At 52.1% G+C, this 20,472-nt stretch carries 20 protein-coding genes and 3 tRNA genes; 15 read left to right on the forward strand and 8 right to left on the reverse strand.

What is annotated here, in order from left to right; genetic code table 11:
• Both AC128V_RS01890 and galT read right to left on the reverse strand, forming a co-directional pair.
• Positions 1-749: galactokinase (locus AC128V_RS01890; protein WP_482762991.1), on the reverse strand; the 749-nt coding region annotated here is incomplete at its 3' end.
• A complete protein-coding gene (gene galT / locus AC128V_RS01895; RefSeq protein ID WP_482762992.1) occupies positions 746-1,825 on the reverse strand; it encodes a galactose-1-phosphate uridylyltransferase in 1,080 nt (359 codons plus the stop codon). The genes AC128V_RS01890 and galT, both read right to left, overlap by 4 nt.
• 212 nt (positions 1,826-2,037) lie before the next feature.
• Between galT and araA the strand changes: the two genes are divergently transcribed.
• The 10 genes from araA to mmsB all read left to right on the forward strand — a co-directional run bounded on the left by araA (position 2,038) and on the right by mmsB (position 12,779).
• Positions 2,038-3,537 (forward strand): L-arabinose isomerase, encoded by a 1,500-nt coding sequence (gene araA / locus AC128V_RS01900; RefSeq protein ID WP_482762993.1) that lies wholly within the window; start codon positions 2,038-2,040, stop codon positions 3,535-3,537.
• Between the two features lie 2 nt (positions 3,538-3,539).
• The gene (locus tag AC128V_RS01905; RefSeq protein WP_482762994.1) at positions 3,540-4,403 is read left to right on the forward strand and encodes an aldose epimerase family protein; all 864 of its coding nucleotides are present in this window, start codon (positions 3,540-3,542) and stop codon (positions 4,401-4,403) included.
• Positions 4,404-4,415: 12 nt separating this feature from the next.
• The gene (locus AC128V_RS01910; protein WP_482762995.1) at positions 4,416-4,772 is read left to right on the forward strand and encodes a hypothetical protein; all 357 of its coding nucleotides are present in this window, start codon (positions 4,416-4,418) and stop codon (positions 4,770-4,772) included.
• Positions 4,769-5,191, forward strand: a complete 423-nt coding sequence (locus tag AC128V_RS01915) for a hypothetical protein (RefSeq protein WP_482762996.1) — start codon at positions 4,769-4,771, stop codon at positions 5,189-5,191. Before AC128V_RS01910 ends, AC128V_RS01915 begins: the two co-directional genes overlap by 4 nt.
• Positions 5,184-6,194, forward strand: a complete 1,011-nt coding sequence (locus AC128V_RS01920) for a LacI family DNA-binding transcriptional regulator (protein ID WP_482762997.1) — start codon at positions 5,184-5,186, stop codon at positions 6,192-6,194. Before AC128V_RS01915 ends, AC128V_RS01920 begins: the two co-directional genes overlap by 8 nt.
• A 70-nt stretch (positions 6,195-6,264) precedes the next feature.
• Positions 6,265-7,926: a ribulokinase gene (gene araB, locus AC128V_RS01925; protein WP_482762998.1), complete on the forward strand. Its 1,662-nt coding sequence runs from the start codon at positions 6,265-6,267 to the stop codon at positions 7,924-7,926.
• Positions 7,919-8,578 carry an L-ribulose-5-phosphate 4-epimerase gene (locus tag AC128V_RS01930; protein WP_482762999.1) on the forward strand — a complete coding sequence of 220 codons (660 nt, stop codon included), beginning with the start codon at positions 7,919-7,921 and terminating at the stop codon, positions 8,576-8,578. Before araB ends, AC128V_RS01930 begins: the two co-directional genes overlap by 8 nt.
• Positions 8,579-8,829: 251 nt before the next feature.
• The gene (chvE, locus tag AC128V_RS01935; RefSeq protein WP_482763020.1) at positions 8,830-9,903 is read left to right on the forward strand and encodes a multiple monosaccharide ABC transporter substrate-binding protein; all 1,074 of its coding nucleotides are present in this window, start codon (positions 8,830-8,832) and stop codon (positions 9,901-9,903) included.
• Positions 9,904-9,993: 90 nt separating this feature from the next.
• Complete coding sequence (gene mmsA, locus AC128V_RS01940; protein ID WP_482763000.1) at positions 9,994-11,529, forward strand: multiple monosaccharide ABC transporter ATP-binding protein; 1,536 nt, start codon at positions 9,994-9,996, stop codon at positions 11,527-11,529.
• Positions 11,529-12,779, forward strand: a complete 1,251-nt coding sequence (gene mmsB, locus AC128V_RS01945) for a multiple monosaccharide ABC transporter permease (RefSeq protein WP_482763001.1) — start codon at positions 11,529-11,531, stop codon at positions 12,777-12,779. Before mmsA ends, mmsB begins: the two co-directional genes overlap by 1 nt.
• 57 nt (positions 12,780-12,836) lie before the next feature.
• Here mmsB and AC128V_RS01950 read toward each other — a convergent pair whose 3' ends face one another.
• The gene (locus tag AC128V_RS01950) at positions 12,837-13,085 is read right to left on the reverse strand and encodes a WhiB family transcriptional regulator (protein WP_173493893.1); all 249 of its coding nucleotides are present in this window, start codon (positions 13,083-13,085) and stop codon (positions 12,837-12,839) included.
• Positions 13,086-13,204: 119 nt separating this feature from the next.
• Here AC128V_RS01950 and AC128V_RS01955 point away from each other — a divergent pair, with 119 nt between their 5' ends.
• On the forward strand, positions 13,205-13,585 hold the full coding sequence (locus AC128V_RS01955) for a hypothetical protein (protein ID WP_482763002.1): 381 nt from the start codon (positions 13,205-13,207) through the stop codon (positions 13,583-13,585).
• Here AC128V_RS01955 and AC128V_RS01960 read toward each other — a convergent pair.
• Positions 13,576-14,055, reverse strand: a complete 480-nt coding sequence (locus tag AC128V_RS01960; protein WP_482763003.1) for a peroxiredoxin — start codon at positions 14,053-14,055, stop codon at positions 13,576-13,578. The two genes, AC128V_RS01955 and AC128V_RS01960, sit on opposite strands and share 10 nt — an antisense overlap.
• Positions 14,056-14,206: 151 nt before the next feature.
• Between AC128V_RS01960 and AC128V_RS01965 the strand changes: the two genes are divergently transcribed.
• Complete coding sequence (locus tag AC128V_RS01965) at positions 14,207-15,841, forward strand: trypsin-like peptidase domain-containing protein (RefSeq protein WP_482763004.1); 1,635 nt, start codon at positions 14,207-14,209, stop codon at positions 15,839-15,841.
• Positions 15,842-15,892: 51 nt separating this feature from the next.
• Here the strand turns inward: AC128V_RS01965 and AC128V_RS01970 are convergent, their stop codons facing one another.
• Positions 15,893-16,090 carry a hypothetical protein gene (locus AC128V_RS01970; RefSeq protein WP_482763005.1) on the reverse strand — a complete coding sequence of 66 codons (198 nt, stop codon included), beginning with the start codon at positions 16,088-16,090 and terminating at the stop codon, positions 15,893-15,895.
• Between the two features lie 176 nt (positions 16,091-16,266).
• Here AC128V_RS01970 and AC128V_RS01975 point away from each other — a divergent pair.
• A tRNA-Lys gene (locus AC128V_RS01975) sits at positions 16,267-16,342 on the forward strand.
• 10 nt (positions 16,343-16,352) lie between these two features.
• Here AC128V_RS01975 and AC128V_RS01980 read toward each other — a convergent pair.
• Positions 16,353-17,282: an alpha/beta hydrolase gene (locus AC128V_RS01980; RefSeq protein WP_482763006.1), complete on the reverse strand. Its 930-nt coding sequence runs from the start codon at positions 17,280-17,282 to the stop codon at positions 16,353-16,355.
• A 236-nt stretch (positions 17,283-17,518) separates the two neighbouring features.
• On the opposite strand from AC128V_RS01980, the gene AC128V_RS01985 reads away from it, so the two are divergent.
• Both AC128V_RS01985 and AC128V_RS01990 read left to right on the forward strand, forming a co-directional pair.
• Positions 17,519-17,594: transfer RNA gene (locus tag AC128V_RS01985), tRNA-Asn, on the forward strand.
• A 1,860-nt stretch (positions 17,595-19,454) separates the two neighbouring features.
• Positions 19,455-19,520: transfer RNA gene (locus AC128V_RS01990), tRNA-Leu, on the forward strand.
• Positions 19,521-19,578: 58 nt separating this feature from the next.
• On the opposite strand, the gene AC128V_RS01995 is transcribed toward AC128V_RS01990, so the two are convergent.
• Positions 19,579-19,863: a DUF1905 domain-containing protein gene (locus AC128V_RS01995; protein WP_482763007.1), complete on the reverse strand. Its 285-nt coding sequence runs from the start codon at positions 19,861-19,863 to the stop codon at positions 19,579-19,581.
• Positions 19,863-20,456: a LysE family translocator gene (locus tag AC128V_RS02000; RefSeq protein WP_482763008.1), complete on the reverse strand. Its 594-nt coding sequence runs from the start codon at positions 20,454-20,456 to the stop codon at positions 19,863-19,865. The genes AC128V_RS01995 and AC128V_RS02000 overlap by 1 nt, the downstream gene beginning before the upstream one ends.
• Positions 20,457-20,472: the final 16 nt, after the last annotated feature.

A 20,472-nucleotide genomic window follows, 5' to 3' on the forward strand; every position in this document is an offset into this window, starting at 1 on the left:
CTAGGTAGGTCAGAGAGCGAGAGCTCTCTAAGCGATGCAACGCCAAGTTCCCGAGCACCAACTTCGCAGGATGTTCTTCTCGAACCGTATCCACCGTGAGCATGAGAGTGCGAAACCTGAGTGTCGATTACAGCGATCACCAGGTCGTGCTTTGAAAGACCCAGGTCCACTACTGTGATTTCTAAGTTCTGGCAATCAATCAAAACAGCGGCATCGTTCTGGGCCATCATCGAGGCGGTTTGGTCCATGATGCCAGTTGGTGCGCCGACTACTTGGTTCTCGGCTTTTTGGCCGATCAGTGCAAGTTCCCTACGGCTAAAGCCAGCTCCCCAAAGCTCATTTAGCGCACTCGCCATTGAGCTTTCGATGGCGGCTGAGGAGGAAAGCCCAGCCCCAATTGGAACATCAGATGTGATGTAGCAATCAAAACCGGCTGTTGCTTTCTCTCGCATTACCCATGCCACGCCAAGCGGGTAAAGCGCCCAGTCCAAGTCGGTTGGTTTTGGATCGTCCAGCGAAATCTCATAGACCTTGCTATCTATTTCGCTCATCACTCGGCAGATGCGATCGGTGCGCAAAGAAACCGCGGCATAGGTGCGGTAGTTGATTCCAAATGGAAGCACGAAACCGTTGTTGTAATCGGTGTGTTCGCCAATTAGGTTTGCTCGACCAGGGGCAGACCAAATACCGGTTGGTGCATAACCAAAACTTGAGAGAAATCCAGCTTGGGCATTTGCAGTTAGATTCACTGCATTACCTCTCGGAGTCTTTGGGCTGTTGCCTCCGGAGTCACATCTCCCACCCAAGCACCCATGGCCGCCTCGGAACCGGCTAGATACTTCAGTTTGTCGGCAGCTCGACGAGGAGAAGTGATTTGCAGCATCAGGCGGAACTGGTTTCGCTTTTCAACCTTTGGGGCTTGGTGCCAGGCGGCAATGTATGGGGTAGGGGAGTCGTAGATCTTGTCGACAGCCTGTAGCAGCGACTTATAGAAACCTGCCAAATCGGCAATCTCGTATTCATTTAGCTGAGAGAAATCTTGCACCGCGCGCTTTGGCAGCGCGTGAATCTCAATCGGCCACCTGGCTGCAAATGGCACGTAGGCGATGAAGTGCTCGCTCTCGAGAATCACTCGCTCACCTTTGGATTCAAAGTCGTAGAGGTCCTGGAAAAAGCTAGGGCCGTGGCTTTCGATGGCGGCCAATAGCTGCTTGGTCTTGGGGGTGACAAACGGGTAGGAGTAGATCTGGCCGTGTGGGTGGTGGAGGGTGACTCCAATTTCCTGACCGCGATTTTCGAATGGGAACACCTGCACCACACCTGGTTCGTTGTATAGATCGCGGGTGCGATCACTCCAGGCTCGAATCACAGTTTCGATTCGGCTCACCGGCATCGATCCCAGGCTGCCTTCGTGCTCTGGACTAAAGACCACAACCTCGCAGCGACCAAAAGCGCTAGTGGAATATCCAAAAGGCTGATCTCCCACCGGCTTCATCTCGCCAAGTTCAGGACCAAAGGCCGGACCCTTGTTCTCAAAGACTGCAACATCGAAGTTGTCGGGAAGCTCAGAGAGGTTAGTAGGCGTTGTTGGGCACAGTGGGCAGATGTTTGCCGGAGGTAAAAATGCTCGGCTTTGACGGTGACTGGCAACGGTGATGTAGTCACCGGTTAGCGCATCAAACCTAAGGTCTGCGGTCTGTGGTCGAGAGTCTTTTTCTCTTTGATCAGCCTTGCGACTCAGGGGCAGTGATGATCCATGGTCGTCAAAATAGTAAAGGTCACGGCCATCGAAAAGCTTCGCTTCGATTCGCTCTCTGGCACTCAAAATGACTCCTGATTCGCTTGTCTATAAAGGATAGGCTCAAAATCAAACAAATTCGATGCTGCTAATCCCGAAATCAATTCGCATGAAGAAGGTCTCCTTTTGGCACGCACAGAAATGAAACTGTTGCGCCAGATACAAACTTCTCCTTTTGAACCGGTCGATGTGAACGCTAACATGTTAGTAATTACGCAGCGTTGCAGTGAGGGAGTGTTATGTCAAAGCAGAAGTTTGAGATTTGGTTTGTAACTGGAAGCCAAAACCTCTACGGAGATGAGACCCTTCGCCAAGTTGCCGAGCAGTCTCAGCTTGTAACCGACCAGCTCGCCAAGGGCCTGAGCGCAAATGTCGCTTTGGTTTGGAAGCCGGTTGTGAAAACCAACGATGAGATCCGCGCCACTTTGATGGCGGCTACCGCCAGTGACTTGTGCGTCGGTGTCATCACCTGGATGCACACTTTCTCTCCGGCCAAGATGTGGATCAACGGCCTTGAAGTCTTGAAGAAGCCACTGCTGCACCTGCACACTCAGGCTGGACAGTCATTGCCATGGGCAACCATTGACATGGACTTTATGAACCTCAACCAAGCTGCTCACGGTGATCGTGAGTACGCCCACATTCTGAGCCGTATGGATGTTGCTCGCAAGGTTGTGGTTGGTCACCCAACCGATACCCGCGTCCAGCAAGAAGTTGATGCCTGGGCCTTTGCAACCTTGGGTTGGCAGAAGTCTCAGCACCTAAAGCTGGCGCGCTTCGGAGACAACATGCGCTACGTCGCAGTCACCGATGGCGACAAGGTTTCGGCACAAATGACTTTCGGTATGTCTATCGAGCAGCTCGGTGTGAACACCTTGGTGGATGCAGTCAATTCAGTTAGCGATGCGGAAGCCGAGAAGCTTTGCCTAACCTACGGCGAGCTCTACGAATTGGCACCGGAGCTAAAGCCCGGTGGCGCTCGTCGCGACTCTTTGGTCTATGGCGCAAAGATTGAAATTGCACTTCGTGGCATTTTGGAGGCTGGCGGATACTCCGCCTTCACCTCAAACTTTGAGGACCTTGGCGAGCTTCGTCAGTTGCCTGGTCTTGCTGTTCAGCGCCTAATGGCAGATGGCTATGGCTTTGGTGGCGAGGGCGACTGGAAGACCTCCGCACTTTTGGCAATCATGAAGGCGATGACCCCGGTCATTGGTGGAACATCGTTCATGGAGGACTACACCTATCACTTTGGCCCAGGAACCCCAAAGGTTTTAGGTGCTCACATGCTCGAAGTCTGCCCTTCGATTTCCGGGCAGAAGCCACGAATTGAAATTCACCCGCTAGGAATTGGTGGTAAGGAAGATCCAGTTCGCATGGTCTTCACCGCCAAGCCGGCATCGGGTCGCGTGGTTTGTCTCACCGACCTAGGTGGCCGCTTCCGAATGACCTCGAACGAGATCAAGATCGTGGAGCCAACCGAAGACCTCCCTAACCTTCCGGTTGCCAGGGCTGTTTGGGAACCAGCTCCAAGCCTTGAGGTTTCAGCCGAGGCATGGATGTTGGCTGGCGGTAGCCACCACACTGTTTTGACCAACTCGGTTTCAGAGGCAACCATTCAGGACTTCGCTCGCATCGCGGGTGTGGAGCTAGTCAACATTGATCACAGCACCACATCGGTTTCAATTCGCAAGGAACTGCAGTGGTCTTCGGCTTACTACCGGTTGGCTTCTAAGTTCTAAGAATGGCTAATCCCATTTACGCACTGACCAACGGTGATGCCGCAGCGGTAATCAACTTGGTTGGCTCGGCGCTGGTGGGATTGCGTTTTGGAGATCACATTGTGATTCCAGAGGTGAATCTTTCACCAAAAACGTATGCCGGTAGCCTCTTGGCACCTTGGCCAAATCGCATCGCCAAGGGTCGCTACGCATATGAGGGTAAGGACTATCAGCTTGAGATTAGAGATGGTCTGGGAAACGCTATGCACGGCCTGGTTGATGAAGCAACCGCCGAGGTAGTCGAGACCAGAGCTGGCTTTTTGAAACTTGCAACCAGGGTTGAAGCTGATACTGGATACCCATGGAATTTGTTGGTCGAAGCCACGTTCGAGCTAACTGCTGACGAATTGGTAGTTGGCTACTCAGTTACCAATGTGGGATCGGGCAACGCACCAGTTGGTATTGGAACCCACCCCTACTTCCCGTTTAGTGATGACACCACCATTGTGGTAAACGCCGTTACCGCAACTGTTCACGGCTCAGACATGCTTCCGGTTTCAAGCACTCCGGCGGTCGAGATTGGGCTGGGTCCCGGGAATGCCGTTTTGGTTCGGGACCTAAAGCTAGACACTCAATTCAACGGGGTCACGAATCCAGTGGCAACCTTGCGTACTGGCGATCACTCGCTAGATATCTGGCATGACAACGCCCCCTGGCTGATGATTTACACAACCAACAAATTTCCATGGGCGGATGGTCCTGGCAATGCCATTGCTATCGAGCCGCAGACCTGTCCGGCGGATGCCTTCAACACCGGGGAAGACCTAAGGGTTTTGGCTAGTGGCGAATCGACATTCATGCGTTTTGGCCTAAAGCATCGGGGCTAAGGTTTAGATGCTATGAAGTGGACTATTTTCGGCAAGCGACCAGGCAATCCGGCCCCTAGTTGGACACCGGTAATTTTGGCATTTATTTTTGCCAGTCAAACTTTTATAGATTCTTCTGCCGGATACCCGGCTTATATGAGCTACCTGGCATTTGGGTCGGGGCTTTGGTTTTTCTATCTCGGCCTAAAGGCCAAAGCGCTGATCGCTTTCTTGTTTGTGCCAATTGCTGCGGCCTGGCTTCTGCCGCTAATGGGAATCGACCCGTTTACTGAAATGAACTTGGTCACCTTTGCCTCTCACTCGCTTTTGGCTTTGCTGTTTGGCGTTGCGTCTTACACGTATGCCGCTCGTGAGAAGGTCAAGAAATGAGCGACAATTTCGTTGGCTTTGCACAGTCTCCAAAGCTTGACCCGATGCGAGAAGTTGTCGCAAAGACCATGGAGCTCTCAGCCAGCTCAGAGATCAAGCTTGCGATTCAACTGATCTCGACCGAAGCGGGACTTTCCAGTTGGCTTGGGAAACTAGCCAAGTTTGATTTTCGCCAGGGGGCAAAACTCAAATACGGCGAAGAGGGTCATGGCGCAACATTTGCTCTGATTCAAATCCCAAAGCGTTTTGTGGTTGTCGCTGAGACTTTAGGCGAGGTTGACTTTCGATTCAAAGAGCAAAAGGCAAGCTACCAGCTCACCATCACAGTTAAGAAAGCTTTATTGGCTTCGGAGCGTGAAGCATGGGAACAGGACGTTGCAAAACTGGAGCAGGTGTTTAGGGGTGTAGTAAATGACTAACCCCAAACAGGCGAATATCTATGACGTTGCACGTCTTGCCAAAGTCTCACACCAGACCGTTTCACGAGTTCTAAACAACAACCCATCGATTCGCCCTGAGACCAAGACTCGAGTTCTAAAGGCTATGGAGTCTTTGGGCTATCGCCCATCGCTGGCTGCCAGGGCATTGGCTTCCTCCAAAACCAACATGCTTGGAATCTTGTCCTCGGACACCGATTTCACGGGTCCTGCGGCAATGGTTCACTACATGGAGGCGGCGGCGCGTGCGCAGGGCTACTTCGTTGTGACGGTTGGAATCGATGCCAATGACGAAGAGTCTGTGAAATCCGGTATCGATCACCTCATGAAGCTAGGTATCGAAGGTCTTGCTCTGGTAACGCCACAGTTGCGAGCGGTTGAAATCGCCAGAGCCGCAGTTTCTCTAATACCGGTTGTGACCTTAGACAGCATGTATCGCATGGATGAGCTTGCGGTGTCGGTAGACAATTTTGCCGGTGGTGCTGCAGCGACCCAGCACCTAATTGACCTGGGTCACAAAAACATTGTTCACATTTCTGGACCTCAGGGCTGGTTTGAATCGACCACGAGGGCTGCCGGCTACACCGCCACAATGCTCAACGCCAACTTGGTTCCGCAGGTGATTGATGGTGACTGGCAGCTGACAACCGGTTATCGAATCGGCAAAGAGCTAAACATCGATTCCAAAGACATCACTGCAATGTTTATTGCCAACGACAGAATGTCAATTGGGTTTTTGCATGCCATGCGGGAGCGTGGAATAGATGTTCCAAAGCGATTGAGCGTGATCGGTTTTGATGACTTGGAAGAGACCGGCTATACCTCGCCTCCGCTAACTACCCTGCGGCAAGACTTCAAAGAGCTTGGAAAGCGTGCCATGAACCTGCTGCTTTCTGAGATTGCCGGCACTTCGACTAAAAAGTTAGAGCGTTTGGTCCCAGAACTTGTTTTGAGATCCTCAACCGGGGCACCGCCAAAGTTATAAAAGCGTGATGGTTTTTGCCCTTATTTGAAGCGATGTTATCGCTAACATAAGAACTCAGGACGGAGGTGTCATGCCAAGTAGTAAATACACAATTGGCGTTGATTACGGCACCCTGTCCGGACGAGCCGTCGTGGTAGATGTCGCAGATGGCACAGAGCTCGCATCTGCAGTCTTTGAGTATCCAAATGCCGTGATGGACCAGGTTCTCAACCGCACCGGCGAAAAACTTCCCCCTGAGTGGGCACTGCAAGATCCAAACGACTATGTCGAGGTGCTAAAGCACGCCGTCCCCGAGGCAGTTCGAGTTTCCGGCATCGACCCCAAGGATGTCATTGGCATCGCAACCGACTTCACCGCCTGCACCATGGTTCCGGTCAAGATCAATGGCACCCCGCTAAACCAGGTGGCAGGTTTTGAAACAAATAAGCATGCCTATGTAAAGCTCTGGAAGCACCACGCCGCTCAGCCACACGCTGACCGAGTCAATCAGGTGGCCCGCGAGCGAGGCGAGTTGTGGCTCAATCGCTATGGCGGACAGATTTCCTCTGAGTGGGAACTTGCAAAGGGCTTGCAAATTCTTGAGGAAGCGCCTGAGGTTTATCAGGCCATGGACAAGTTTGTTGAGGCAGCCGACTGGATCGTGTGGCAGCTCTGTGGCGTTTACTCCCGAAATGCCTGCACCGCCGGCTACAAGGGAAACCTGCAGGATGGTGCCTACCCATCTAGGGATTACTTCGCCGCCCTAAACCCAGACTTCGCCGGCTTTGCCGAAGAAAAGATTCAGCACCCAATCGGGCAACTCGGCGATGCTGCCGGTTACCTCACCAAAGAGGCTGCGGCATGGACCGGCCTCACCGAGGGCATTGCGGTTGCGGTTGGAAATGTGGATGCTCACGTGACCGCTCCGGCCGCGAAGGCAACCGAGCCAGGGCAAATGGTTGCGATTATGGGAACCTCAACCTGCCACGTTATGAATGGTGATGTTTTGGCAGAGGTGCCAGGAATGTGTGGTGTGGTTGATGGTGGAATCGTCTCCGGTTACTACGGTTACGAAGCGGGCCAGTCCGGTGTCGGCGACATCTTCGCCTGGTATGTCAAGAACCAGGTCCCACAGCGCTACTTTGATGATGCTCAAAAAGCAGGCAAATCAATCCACCAGTACCTAACCGATCTTTCTGCCACCCAAGCCGTTGGTGAGCACGGCCTTGTGGCTCTTGATTGGCACAGCGGTAACCGTTCGGTTTTAGTTGACCACGAACTGTCTGGCATCTTGATTGGTGCGACTTTGACCACCAGGGCAGAAGATGGCTACCGAGCACTTTTGGAATCCACCGCTTTTGGTACTCGCAAGATTGTGGAGACCTTTGCGGCTTCTGGAGTCCCGGTTAGGGAGTTCATCGTTGCCGGTGGATTGATCAAGAACCAGTTCTTGATGCAGCTTTACTCGGACATCACGCGCTTGCCACTGAGTGTTTTGGAATCCGAGCAGGGTCCGGCCCTTGGTTCTGCAATTCATGCAGCGGTGGCCGCGAAGGCTTACCCAAGTGTGCGCGAAGCTGCGGACAAAATGGGTCGAGTCTCCAAAGCGCTTTACGTTCCTAATGAAGAACGTGCCAAGCAGTGCGACCGGCTTTACGCGGAGTACGAGTTGCTACACGACTATTTCGGTCGCGGAGCGAACGACGTTATGAAGCGCTTGAAGGCAATGCGTCGGGAGGTGCTTGGTGCTTAGCGAGAAAAAGGCAAGAAAGCAGCTTGCTGTGCTGCATGCTCAGCTTTGGGATGCAGGTCTGGTTGTTTGGTCTGGCGGAAACATCTCGCAGCGGATCGAGGGTGGGTTTCTAATCAAGCCTTCGGGGCTCGCTTACGACGAACTAACCCCTGAGTCGATGGTGCTTTGCGATCTTGACGGCAATGCCCAAGACAAGTCGCTAACCCCATCTTCAGATACCGCTGCCCACGCTTACGTCTATCGGAATATGCCGGATGTTGGCGGAGTAGTTCACACCCACTCGAACTACGCCTGCGGCTGGGCCGCTGCCGGAAAGCCGATTCCTTGCGTGCTAACCGCTATTGCTGATGAGTTCGGTGGCGAAATCCCACTTGGTCCATTTGCCAAAATTGGTGATGACTCAATTGGCCGCGGGATTGTTGAAACTCTCGCCGGTCACCGCTCCAAGGCGGTATTGATGAAGCAACACGGAGTCTTCACGATCGGTAAGGATGCCAAGGAGGCACTTAAGGCCGCTGTGATGTGTGAGGACAATGCCAAGAGCGCATTTATCGCCCAGCAACTGGGCGGCGGTTTGCCAATCGACCAGGCAGACATCGACGCTTTATTCAGTCGTTACCAAAACGTTTACGGACAGTTATCAAATGAGTGAGTTTGACTCGATGACTAGTGCGAGACTCAACACCGTGGCAAATGTGAGCGGTAACAGTTTGATAACCGCCACTGCTATTGCATCAAAAGTTTCGCAGAACCGCTTCCCATTCCGGGCAGTGGCTGCGGGAAGAAATCTGGGCGAGATGGACACACTCAGATCAAAATCATTCGGAGGTCCGACCGAGAACGAAAGGAACAGAGTTGTTTAAGAAACTACTCGGATTCGCAGCTGTAGCTACTGCATCTGCAATGGTCCTAGCGGGTTGCGCAAGCACCGCTACCGAGACCACTGAAGGCGGCGAAGAGGCTGCTGGCGGTCTAATCGGTGTATCCATGCCAACCCAGTCCTCAACCCGTTGGATCTCTGACGGCGAGAGCATCAAGGCTGAAATGGAAGCTCAGGGCTTCGAAGTTGACCTTCAGTACGCTGAGGACGACATCCCAACCCAGGTTGCACAGCTTGAGGGCATGCTAACCAAGGGTGCAAAGGCACTGATCATTGCAGCTATCGATGGTACGCAGCTAACTGACGTACTACAGGCTGCAGCAGATGCTGGCGTTCCAGTTATCTCCTACGACCGTCTAATCCGTGACAGCGCGAACGTTGACTACTACGCAACCTTCGACAACTTCAAGGTTGGCGTTCAGCAGGCTACTTCGATGCTAGTTGGCATGGGCGTATACGCAACTGAGGACTCCACCTCAGCTGACGGCGCTAACGCTGCTGGCCCATGGAACGTAGAGCTATTTGCTGGTTCCCTAGACGACAACAACGCATTCTTCTTCTTCAACGGTGCGATGAGCGTTCTACAGCCACTAATCGACTCTGGCGTACTAGTCGTCAAGTCTGGTCAGACCACCATCGAGCAGGTTGCAACCCTTCGTTGGGATGGCGCTGTAGCTCAGAAGCGTATGGAAGACATCTTGGTAGGTAACTACGCTGATGGCTCCATCGTGAACGGTGTTCTATCTCCTTACGACGGTCTAAGCCGCGGAATCATCGCAGCTTTGACTGACGCTGGTTACACCGAGCTTCCTACCATCGTTGGTCAGGACGCTGAGGTTCTATCAGTCAAGGCAATGCTTGCTGGCGAGCAGTACTCAACCATCTTCAAGGACACTCGTGAACTTGCAAAGGTTGCAGCAGGCATGGCAGTCGCAATTCTCAACGGCACTGAGCCAGAGATCAACGACACCACCACTTACGACAACGGTGTAAAGGTAGTTCCTTCTTACCTACTAACCCCATACATCGTCACCGTAGACAACTACAAGGAATTGCTAATCGACTCCGGCTACATTGCCGAAGCCGACCTAGGCTAATCACCCTTGATCCGATGATTGACCCCCGGGGCAACCCGGGGGTCAATCTTCCAAGTAACCTGTCAGTTAAATAGAAACAAAGGAGCGCAAATGTCCAACTCAATTCTTGAGATGCGCAGCATCACCAAAACCTTCCCAGGTGTAGTGGCATTGGACAAGGTCACCCTGACTGTAGAGCGCGGCGAGATTCACGCCATCTGTGGCGAGAACGGTGCTGGCAAATCAACCCTGATGAAGGTTCTCTCCGGGGTGTATCCATTTGGAACTTATAGCGGCGACATAGTCTTTGAAAACAACGTCAAGAAATTTTCCAACATTCGCGACTCCGAAGCCGAGGGAATCGTAATCATTCACCAGGAGCTAGCTCTTAGCCCTTATCTTTCGATTGCCGAGAACATCTTTCTAGGCAATGAGATCAAGACCTTTGGTCTGATCGACTGGAACAAGACCAACCAGGAAGCCGCCAAACTAATGGCGCGTGTCGGTCTTGAGGAAAACCCAATTACCGCCATCAAGGACATTGGTGTTGGTAAGCAGCAGCTTGTGGAAATTGCCAAGGCACTTTCCAAGCGCGTAAAGCTTCTTATCTTGGACGAGCCAACCGCAGCTTTGAACGACGAAGACTCAGCTCACCTTTTGGACCTGCTTCGTCACCTAAAGGGTCAGGGCATCACCTCGATCATCATCTCTCACAAGCTAAATGAGATTGAGGCGATTGCCGATACCACGACCATCATCCGCGATGGTGTCGCCATCGAGTCGCTTCACATGAAGCAGGATTCCGTTAGCCAAGAGCGCATCATCAAGGGCATGGTTGGTCGCGAGATGGAGAATCGCTACCCAGCTCGCAACCCAGAAATTGGCGATGAGATCCTGCGTGTTGAGCACTGGAATGCCTATCACCCAATCGACCGCAACCGCATCGTGGTTGACGACATCTCAATGAATGTTCGCCGCGGCGAGATTGTTGGACTAGCCGGCATCATGGGTGCGGGAAGAACTGAGTTTGCAAGAAGCCTCTTTGGTCACTCCTACGGAACCAACATCTCGGGCAAGGTATTCAAATCCGGCAAAGAGATCAAGGTCAAGACCATCTCGGAGGCGATCGACAACGGCCTGGCTTACGCCACCGAAGATCGCAAGCGTTATGGCCTGAACCTCATTGAAGACATCAAGCGCAATATCTCGCTGGCATCACTGAAGTCGTTTGTGTCGATGGGTCTTGTGAACAACAACGAGGAGTTCAAAAAGGCAAGCGAATACCGCGACTCGATGAACATCAAGGCACCGAGCGTGCTTTCGGTTACCGGCCAGCTTTCAGGTGGAAATCAGCAGAAGGTTGTGCTTTCAAAGTGGATCAACGTAAACCCAGATGTTTTGATTCTCGACGAACCAACCCGCGGTATCGATGTTGGTGCAAAGTACGAGATCTACCTGATCATTCAAAGGCTTGCAGCCGAGGGTAAGGGAATCATCGTGATTTCCTCAGAGCTGCCAGAACTATTGGGCATCTGCGACCGCATTTATGCAATCGCAGAAGGTCGAATCACCGGGGAAGTGCTCCGCAAGGATGCAACCCCAGAACTACTTATGAAGTACATGACAATGGAGAAGGGTAGGAGCTGATGTCGGCTTTTATTGAACGCGGTAGAGGATTCTTTGACTCGATCGGCAACAGACTGCAGGGTGTAAACCTTAGACAGAACGGTATTTTTCTAGCGCTGATTGCGTTGGTGATTTTCTTTGCAGCGACCACGCCAAATGCCGCATCGATTACCCCAACCAACTTCTCTAACCTGGTGGTGCAGAACGGTTACATCCTTGTTCTCGCCATCGGTATGGTCATGGTCATCATCGCCGGTCACATCGACCTGTCGGTTGGATCGGTTGCCGCCTTCATCGGTGGAGTTGCCGGTATTTTGACCGTTCGACCGCTTGAGCAAGATGGTTGGGACTGGCTTCCGGCGCTGCCTTGGTGGGCCGGAATCATCGGTGCCATTTTGGTCGGTGCGATAGTCGGTGTCTGGCAAGGATTCTGGGTTGCTTACGTTGGTATTCCAGCGTTCATCGTGACACTGGCGGGTATGTTGCTGTTCCGTGGAATGGCGCTACTGACTTTGCAGAACTCGAACATCGGTCCATTCCCAGACGAATTCCGTGCCATCGGTAACGGCTTCTTGGACAAGGAAAAGAACTTTAACACGCTGATTGGCTTCCCGATCGATTACAACCTCACCGCTTTGGTTGTCACCGTCCTCGGTGTGGTTGTCCTTTGGATAGCTGTGCTGCGTCAGCGTAGTGGAAAGATCAAGTACGGGCAGATCGTTGAGCCTCGCACCTGGTTCTTCATCAAGAACATCATTCTTAGCGCCATGGTTCTCTACGTTGGCTTCCAGCTTTCGCAGGCAAACGGTATTCCAATTACCTTGATCGTCTTGGCTGTGTTGATCGGGGCTTACACCATTGTGATGAACCGCACCCCATTTGGTCGCTACATCTACGCAATCGGTGGAAACCTGCACGCGGCAGTTCTCTCCGGTATCGATGTTCGTAAGGTCAACTTCTGGTTGTTCGTGAACATGGGAGCCCTTGCTGCCCTATCCGGCGTGCTAATTGCCGCTCGTATGAACTCGGCAGTGCCTAAGGCCGGAGACGGCTTCGAGCTAGATGCCATCTCATCGGTGTTCATTGGTGGTGCTGCGGTTCAGGGTGGTGTCGGTACCGTTACCGGCTCCATGATCGGTGGTTTGATCCAGGGTGTCTTGGCAAACGGTATGAACCTAAACTCGGTCGGTATCGACATCCAGATGACCATCAAGGGTCTGGTATTGCTACTGGCTGTTGCGTTCGACGTTTGGTCAAAGCGCCGCAAGTAATTCGGATATCAAAAAACCCGGGAGGCGAAAGCTCCCCGGGTTTTTCCTTAAGTTCTGTTAGCTGGCGCGACGAGCTCTGGCGTAGCGACGCTTTAGCGAGCGGCGCTCATCCTCAGATAGACCGCCCCAAACACCAGTGTCCTGGTTCTCTTTGATTGCGTATTCGAGGCAGTTAGCAGCTACGTTGCACTGACGGCAAATGGATTTGGCCTGCTCGATTTGCTCCAGCGCTGGTCCGGTGTTGCCCACTGGGAAGAAGAGCTCAGGGTCCTCATTGAGGCAACGGGCCTGGTTTAGCCAAGTCATATCCATAATGTTCTGTTATTCCTAAGTTTTCAAACCGAAATCCCGCCAATCAAGCGGGTAAAGTCAATGTTGCAACCCCCAAATGGTTTCACAACTGGGAGAGGAAATCAAGACCCAAAATGTCTAACCCAGGTCTCAAGTTAGTTATTTCCGCGAGCGTTATTGCGCTGCAGTCCCTAGCTATCTGGAGTTTGCTGGTGTGGGTAGTGGTTCTGATTTTTGTTGAAACTCCAACATCTTTGCTCTCGGCACTGTTTTTGATTGGGCTATTGATTGCTGCTGGATTGTGGAGCAGCAACATTGCGCTTGGCCTTACGCGTAAGTCACGTTGGGCTCACACTCCAGCCATGGTCCTTCAGCTTTTGATCGCCTCTATCGGTGTTGCAAGCTTCGCCGGAGAGTTTGGCAATTTACTCATCGGTGCTCTGCTTTTGATTCCAGCGACGGCTGTTTTCATCTTGCTGTTTGGTAAGTCAGTGCGGGAGATGTTTCAGCGTTGATTGATGTGCTTTAGCAGCATCTCAACGTGACCGGTTGACTTGACGCTGTAATAAGCGGCGGTGACGTTGAAGTTCTCATCCACGAGAGCGGTTGAGCGAAGCACGCCCTTGTAGGTTCTGCCGTAGAGAGTCTTGGTGCCAAATGCTCCATAGGCCTTGTGGGCAATAAAGTCCGGGTCGCTTAGAAGCGGGAAGGAAAGCTGCTGGGAATCTTCAAAGTCTTTTAGTTTTGCAGGCTCGTCAGGAGAGATGCCAATTACCTTGTAGCCTGCGGCCGTGAATTCGGAAATGCGATCTTCGAAATCTGTAGCTTCTTTAGAGCAGCCCGGTGACCCGGCTGCCGGGTAAAAGTAAAGAATGGCCTTCTGGCCAGCCAATTTCTCCGAGGAGAACTGCTGGCCATTTTGATCCAGCAGGCTAAAGGAAGGTGCCTTTGCCCCTTCGGTCAAGCGGAATTCCTGATCGCTCATTCAACCCTCACATTCGGTTCCTAGGCTAGGGGTCAAATCTGACTAATACCTGCTAGTTCGCCAATAGCGTTGCTGTCCCCACCAATAAAGCGTCGGACCGAAGTTGCATAATTCCAATAACTCAAGATTGTCATAGGGTTGAGAGCGAACGATGAAATTGGAATGGGGGCATCTGGTGATTAGGCGTTGGATTGCCGCTGTTGCAGCAGCCCTGTTGTCCGTGGTTCTGCTGACTAACCCTGCATCAGCTGCTATTCAGAACTATCAAGAGTCACCGGCCGACACTTTTACCCAAGCTGGCACACCTTCAAACTTCAACGCCTTGAACGTCTCCTACGCGGAGTTCTCAGAAGCTCCAGATTTTCACTACTTCTACATCGATTTCGCCGCACCGATTCAAGCTGCTCAGTTCGACGATGGCCTTGGCTCTTGGGCCATGGTGATGATCGATACCAACAACGATGGCACTGAGGATTATCGAATTGAAACCGGTGTAGAAACTCTCGATGGTAGCTTCGGTGCTCCGGCCTATATCCACGATGTAAAGCGAGACCGTGAAGTCTCAGGTTGTTCGGGGGTCTTCTTCAGCAACCTCAAGGAAAAGGTTTCATGGGTAGGTTTCAAGTTGCCATACAACTGCCTCAAACTTCCAAAGACTTTTGGTATTCAGGGTTACTCGGACTACAACGAGGACGATAACTCCGGGTTCGACTACGTGCCAGAGGATAGTTTCTTCAGGGTCACTCACAAGCTAAATATCTCAGCTTCCATAACCGGCCTAGAACTGCCATCTTTGGCATCGCAAGCCCTCTACACGGTCAATAACCCTGGAGCAGCCCCCAATGACTTAGTAGCGCTAAGTCCTCAGGTGCTCAAGTCTGTTGTCACAGTCTTCTGCGATCAGGGGCTTGGTACAGGTTGGGCTGCCAAGGTGTCGATTCCCGCCTCTGTCACGGCTCAAGGCATGAAGACTTTCTTAGTTACCAACCACCACGTGGTTGAGGATTGCATTGGCGCCGGCGAGGTAACCCTCACGGACAACGCAGGTAACTCTGCGATTGGCTACATCGCATCCGCGGATGCAACCAAGGACCTTGCAGGTATCTACACCAAGATGGTGCTTCCGACCCTTAGTTTCCGCGGGGAAAGGCCAGCGCAGGGCTGGTGGGTTGGCGTATTGGGATCTCCAAGAGGACTTGATGGCTACCTAACCACCGGACTTGTTGCCAAGGTGGTTGCAGACGGCAGTGAGTTTGGAGTTTCGGCTTCGCTAAACCCTGGAAACTCTGGTGGTCCGATCTTCGACCGTGATGGCCGAGTCTTGGGAATCGCCACATACAAGCTTTTGGAATCTGAGAGTCTGGGTTTTGCTCGAAGTGCAACCTTGCTGTGCACGATAGTCGTGAAGTGTGACTCGGCCAATCCAATCTGGTCAACTCAACTAGCAGCCAAGCCGGGTAGCCAGGTTGACGGTGGCACAGCTGCTGGTCAGGTCAAATCTGCAACCTTGCCATCCTTTAGCGCGAAATCCTCAAAGCTGAGTGCCACCCAGCAAAACTCAATCAATCGACTATTGATTCTCAATGGTTGGACCACAAAGTTTGTTTGTAGCGGCATCATCTCTTCCAAGGCGACCAGCACAGAGAAGTCTCTAGCAACAGCCAGGGCCAAAGCTGCTTGCGATTTTGCAAAAAAGCAAAACCCAAGCCTTTCCGCTTTCTATCAGTTCAAGACCTCAACCTCCACCTCGACAATTGGCAAAGTCCTGGTCACCTTAAAAAACTAGTTAAAGAAAAAACGTGACCTGCATAGCAGATCACGTTTTCTTGAAATCGAATTACTCGTCTTCGTCGACTTCCTCAGCCAGCTCTTCAGGCTCATCAAGCTCTGCCTCATCGCCTTCAGGCTCATCAAGCTCTGCCTCATCGCCTTCAAGCTCATCTTCGATGAACATCGCCTCATGAATATCGCTGAGCATGTTGTGAATATCTGCCAGCATTTGAATCTCAGTTAGTTCTAGCTCTTGCTTCTCCATGATTTCTCCAATCGACAGTTTTCCTGCGGTGGCAGGAGTTAAATGGTGTTCCGAAGTAGTGAATTTCAAGTGTCGAATGACCTACCACAAGCTGTATCGGGTGTGAAAGTTTGGCGAGAGCTAGTCTGAAAGCCGCTAGGAAGTCGAAGAATATGCTGCTAAGATTTTGGGCTGTCGCACCTCTAGCTCAATCGGCAGAGCAACTGACTCTTAATCAGTGGGTTCTGGGTTCAAGTCCCAGGGGGTGCACCATTTTTTTGAGCTAATCTTTCAGCGCTTTAGCCAACCAGCTGGTCGCTTTTGCCATGTAATCCTTTGAGAGCTGAGATTCCGGAGCTAATCCTTCAAAGGCATGCGGAGCACCAGAAACGATGTCCAATTCACAGTCCACGCCGGCCGCCCTCAATCGCTCGGCGTAGGCCTTGTCTTCCTCGAAGAAAAGCTCGACATCGCCAACACCCACCCAGGCTTTTGGTAATCCGCTGAGGTCTTTGCGTCTGGCGGGAGCGGCATAGTCCGCGACTTTCTCCGTTCCGAAGTTTGATCCAAGATATGAACCCCAGCCAACTAGGTTCATGTTGTTGTTCCAGATGAAGTGCTCAACACCATCCAAAGTTCTGTTTTGTGCAGTGCGGTCATCCAACATTGGGCAGAACAGCCATTGAGCCACCGGCTGAACCCCTGCCTCATCGTGCAGTCTCAGCACCAGCCCAGCGGCAAGGCCACCACCGGCACTCTCGCCACCGATCGCGATGCGATTGACATCGAATCCTCGCTGGGCGGCATTCTGTAGCATCCAGGTCCAAGCTGCGTGGCAGTCGTCAACCGGAGCAGGATATGGGTGCTCTGGAGCAAGCCTGTAGTCGGGAGACACAACGACCACGCCTAGCTCTGAGGCAATACCTGCCAATCGAGCATCGTCCATCTTTGGAGAGCCGATGATCATGCCGCCGCCGTGGATATAAAGCAGTGCCGCCGCAGTTTTTTGCTTGGCAGGAGAGTAAACCCTGAGCTTCAAACCGCCTGCAGTTGTGAGCTGCTCAATTTGAACACCTGCCGGAATCTTTACCTTAGGCACCAAAGCTGTCAGCAAAAGTCTGGTGAGCGCCCTGCCAAATCCGCTTTGAATCGGAAGCTTGGGCATCGAGGTCGTGCTTTTTCTAAGATCTGGGTGAATGAGGTTACTGTCCATTTTGCTTACTCCTTCGAGGCCCCTTTGCCAGGGACTGCAATCTTTAGGCCGGCATCCCAGTCGCTTCGTCTTTGAAGAGCGGGAGTACATGTCAACCTTCCACAATCATCATTCAACTCTTGATTAGGCCCTCCCACAAGGGGGAACCCTAGAGAGTGCCGAGTCAGAGCAAGGGGCCTTCTCCGGTCTGGTCAGGTTGGAATTCGCTACAGTTGCTGCACTTCAGAGCTTCTTAGGCACCTCTAGCTCAATCGGCAGTGCAAATTTCCCTTATTCAGTGGGTTCTGGGTTCAAGTCCCAGGGGGTGCACCAAGTAAATAAGCCAAAGTCCCTTGTAATTGCAGGGGACTTTTGCTTTTAAAAAGTCATAATTTTGCGACTATGTCCGTGCAGGGTTCAACAGGGTTGGCGGGATTTGGTTGGCCCAAGTCACCTGCAATGAAACCCACAAATCGAGCTTGCCTTTCCCAATGCTTCCTTGGGGTTTCACATCCGACCACTTGGGGCCGATGGAACGATGCTGCGAGAGCCAGAGGTCTCTCACGCCTAGCCCCGAAGGGGTCGTTGAGTCAGGCCCACAGAAGTAAACTCTCGAGAAATCACCACTACCCATTCCGCCTCTTCTATTATCGCTGATTGCCAAGTCTTCTCCCCTCCACCAGTGGAATTCCAAACCCGGCCCACCCTTCCATGTAATTGATTGAGTTTCTGCTGCGGCAGATGCGGACCAAAAAAGGTTTTGTTGCATTGCATACACGGCATATGCAGGATCTGTAGGCTTGCAAAAGGTAAAACCGCGAAGGTCAGTGAAGGTTATTGTGACTGAACTAGCCGTAGCGGCATACCCAAGAGGTCTTTGGTAGGCTTGCTGACCATACAACCAGAAATCGGAGCGGTAGACCGGGCTCACCGAAACATAAGACACGCTACTTACTCTTGGTTTATGGTCCGGCGTAAAGGGATTCGGGCAGTTGCTGCCCACTAGGTCCAACAAGTACTGAGGGTCAGCCACTCGTTGATCGTAAGTATCCACTGGATAAGAGAACGGCATAGTGAGGTTATTGAGGGCGCGCCACTTGTCTTCGCATGCCGCAGAGGCAATTTGAATTTCAATTTGATCCAGCACTGGGGATTGACTGAGATCAGAGGCTAACCCCCCCGCCCCACCTGAAGAACCCGCCGCACCTCGAGGACCAGTAGCTCCAGTAGCACCTTGAGGACCAGTAGCTCCAGTAGCACCTTGAGGACCAGTAGGTCCGGCAGGGCCTTGTTCCGATAGGACAAGAGGGAACATGCGATTGGGGCACTTACCCTGCCATGAGCTTGAGTAGCGCACTTGCTTGGTGGCCCAATCCACGCAAAGAGCGACTTGTGAAGTCGGTTGGTCGGCGCTCGCGAAAGAAGCGATGCCAAAGCCTGACATTAGTAGTGCAAATACGACTAGCAAAGAATTTTGTCTCATATCGATCCCAAATTCACAAGTTTGGCCTTCATTTAAATACCCAATTATGAAAAATTCCACAAATTAACAGTTAACTCAGCTTAAATTTTGAGTGACATTGTCTTTTCGAGCGCTAAAAAAAGTTTCAACTGCGACTATGTGCGTGCAAGTGTGGTCGGGGTGCTGAGGGGCGAGAGTCACCAAAGGCAACACCCACCCCCGGATTTATGCCCGAGGGGGGGTCGGCGCGCGCGGATCTAGTTCTTATTGATTGGGGCCTAATCCAAGTTTCAAACAATTTGGCTAGTTGGTGAAAAACTCATGGCTTGCGCGGGGTGAGAACACACTCTAGAAAAAATGCACTCCAACGCTCACAATTGAGTTACCCGATCCTCATTAGAAAGTAGGGCAAGTATGTTGCTGATTTCTTTGGGTCTGCTAGGGCTTTTATACACTTTCACGGGCGGATATTGGCCACCAGACCTAGTTGGTCTAGCGCTCCCGATGTCTGGAGGTCTGATAGTTGTAGGCGTGTTTTTTAGGTTATACCTTCAGTGGGAGAAGGAGGCTGCACTCGAAAGGGAAAAAGAAGAACAGGCGCGCGAAGAGGCGGAGAGAGGCGATTGGTGGAGCGACCAGAGATAGGTCAAAATCCCCTCAAGGCGGAACCTATTGGGCACGCATTGGGCACGAATCCTTAGGGGCTAGACCTGAATCCCCGCCAAATAAGGGCAAGTGGGGGGTAGGCAATCTGACTCTTAATTAGTGGGTTCTGGGTTCAAGTCCCAGGGGGTGCACTGAAAATCCAGCCCTTAATGCGAGAGCTGGATTTAGCACTTAACAGGCATTTGAGTTTTAGATTTCGAGCACCAGAGTGACGATGTCGCCAACCGAAATGCGATTTGGCTTTCTAACCGCATCTTTCAGTGGAACGTAGAAACTGCCGTTTCTTGGAATTAGAGAAGTGGTTACAGTCGTTATACCTATTGTGATCTTTGCAGGAATTACTCCCCAACCGTAGGTGAGCTCTCGCTTATAAGTATCGATCTCTTCTGTGACCTCTGGGGGAGTGGGTAGAAAGTAAAATGGAGCTGGGCCACGCCACTCGATGACGATTCCTTTTATCTCGAATCTCATCATTAGAGAAACAGGGCGGGAACCATGGTTAGCACCAGCAGAATTCCGGCAGTCCAGTTGAAGACTCGGAGCCTGGTTGGGTTGGTAAGAATCTTTGAGATCCCTTGACCCAGAACTGCCCAAGCCACAGCACCCGGATAGGTGGTAATTAGGAAGATCGCGATGCAGATCGCTACCGCTGTCACTCCCATTTCAACCGGGGCGTAGGTGGCCATAAACGAGGTGCAAACAATCCAGGCTTTGGGGTTTACGAATTGCAAGAGGAAAGACTTGAAGAACTTTGGCTCTTCAACCTGATCAGGTCCGGTTTTATATCCGGAGCGAATGACTTTGTACGCCAGGAAAACGATGTAGCCAAAGCCGATGTATTTGAGAATCTCGTAAATCAGTGGCACCGCCAAAAAGACTGCACCCAACCCCAACCCAATAGCTACCAGCATGCTGCCAAGGCCAAGCATGATGCCGTTTACAAAAACCAAAGACTTGAGAGTCCCGTGGTTAGCGCCTGATGCCAGCAGGTAGGTGTTGTTGGGTCCTGGGGTGATGGCGGTTACAAACCCAAAGGTTGCAACGGCAATTAGCAGCTCTACTGGCACCTCGCCATTCTTGCAC

The sequence above is a fragment of the Aquiluna sp. genome, from assembly GCF_965064355.1.

Excerpts from the sequence above, each read along its gene's own strand:
- araA (WP_482762993.1), top strand. The coding sequence starts at position 2,038 with ATGTCAAAGCAGAAGTTTGAGATTTGGTTTGTAACTGGAAGCCAAAAC.
- AC128V_RS01905 (WP_482762994.1), top strand. The coding sequence starts at position 3,540 with ATGGCTAATCCCATTTACGCACTGACCAACGGTGATGCCGCAGCGGTA.
- AC128V_RS01910 (WP_482762995.1), top strand. The coding sequence starts at position 4,416 with ATGAAGTGGACTATTTTCGGCAAGCGACCAGGCAATCCGGCCCCTAGT.
- AC128V_RS01915 (WP_482762996.1), top strand. The coding sequence starts at position 4,769 with ATGAGCGACAATTTCGTTGGCTTTGCACAGTCTCCAAAGCTTGACCCG.
- AC128V_RS01920 (WP_482762997.1), top strand. The coding sequence starts at position 5,184 with ATGACTAACCCCAAACAGGCGAATATCTATGACGTTGCACGTCTTGCC.
- araB (WP_482762998.1), top strand. The coding sequence starts at position 6,265 with ATGCCAAGTAGTAAATACACAATTGGCGTTGATTACGGCACCCTGTCC.
- chvE (WP_482763020.1), top strand. The coding sequence starts at position 8,830 with ATGGTCCTAGCGGGTTGCGCAAGCACCGCTACCGAGACCACTGAAGGC.
- mmsA (WP_482763000.1), top strand. The coding sequence starts at position 9,994 with ATGTCCAACTCAATTCTTGAGATGCGCAGCATCACCAAAACCTTCCCA.
- mmsB (WP_482763001.1), top strand. The coding sequence starts at position 11,529 with ATGTCGGCTTTTATTGAACGCGGTAGAGGATTCTTTGACTCGATCGGC.
- AC128V_RS01950 (WP_173493893.1), bottom strand. The coding sequence starts at position 13,085 with ATGACTTGGCTAAACCAGGCCCGTTGCCTCAATGAGGACCCTGAGCTC.
- AC128V_RS01955 (WP_482763002.1), top strand. The coding sequence starts at position 13,205 with ATGTCTAACCCAGGTCTCAAGTTAGTTATTTCCGCGAGCGTTATTGCG.
- AC128V_RS01960 (WP_482763003.1), bottom strand. The coding sequence starts at position 14,055 with ATGAGCGATCAGGAATTCCGCTTGACCGAAGGGGCAAAGGCACCTTCC.
- AC128V_RS01965 (WP_482763004.1), top strand. The coding sequence starts at position 14,207 with ATGAAATTGGAATGGGGGCATCTGGTGATTAGGCGTTGGATTGCCGCT.
- AC128V_RS01970 (WP_482763005.1), bottom strand. The coding sequence starts at position 16,090 with ATGGAGAAGCAAGAGCTAGAACTAACTGAGATTCAAATGCTGGCAGAT.
- AC128V_RS01980 (WP_482763006.1), bottom strand. The coding sequence starts at position 17,282 with ATGGACAGTAACCTCATTCACCCAGATCTTAGAAAAAGCACGACCTCG.
- AC128V_RS01995 (WP_482763007.1), bottom strand. The coding sequence starts at position 19,863 with ATGATGAGATTCGAGATAAAAGGAATCGTCATCGAGTGGCGTGGCCCA.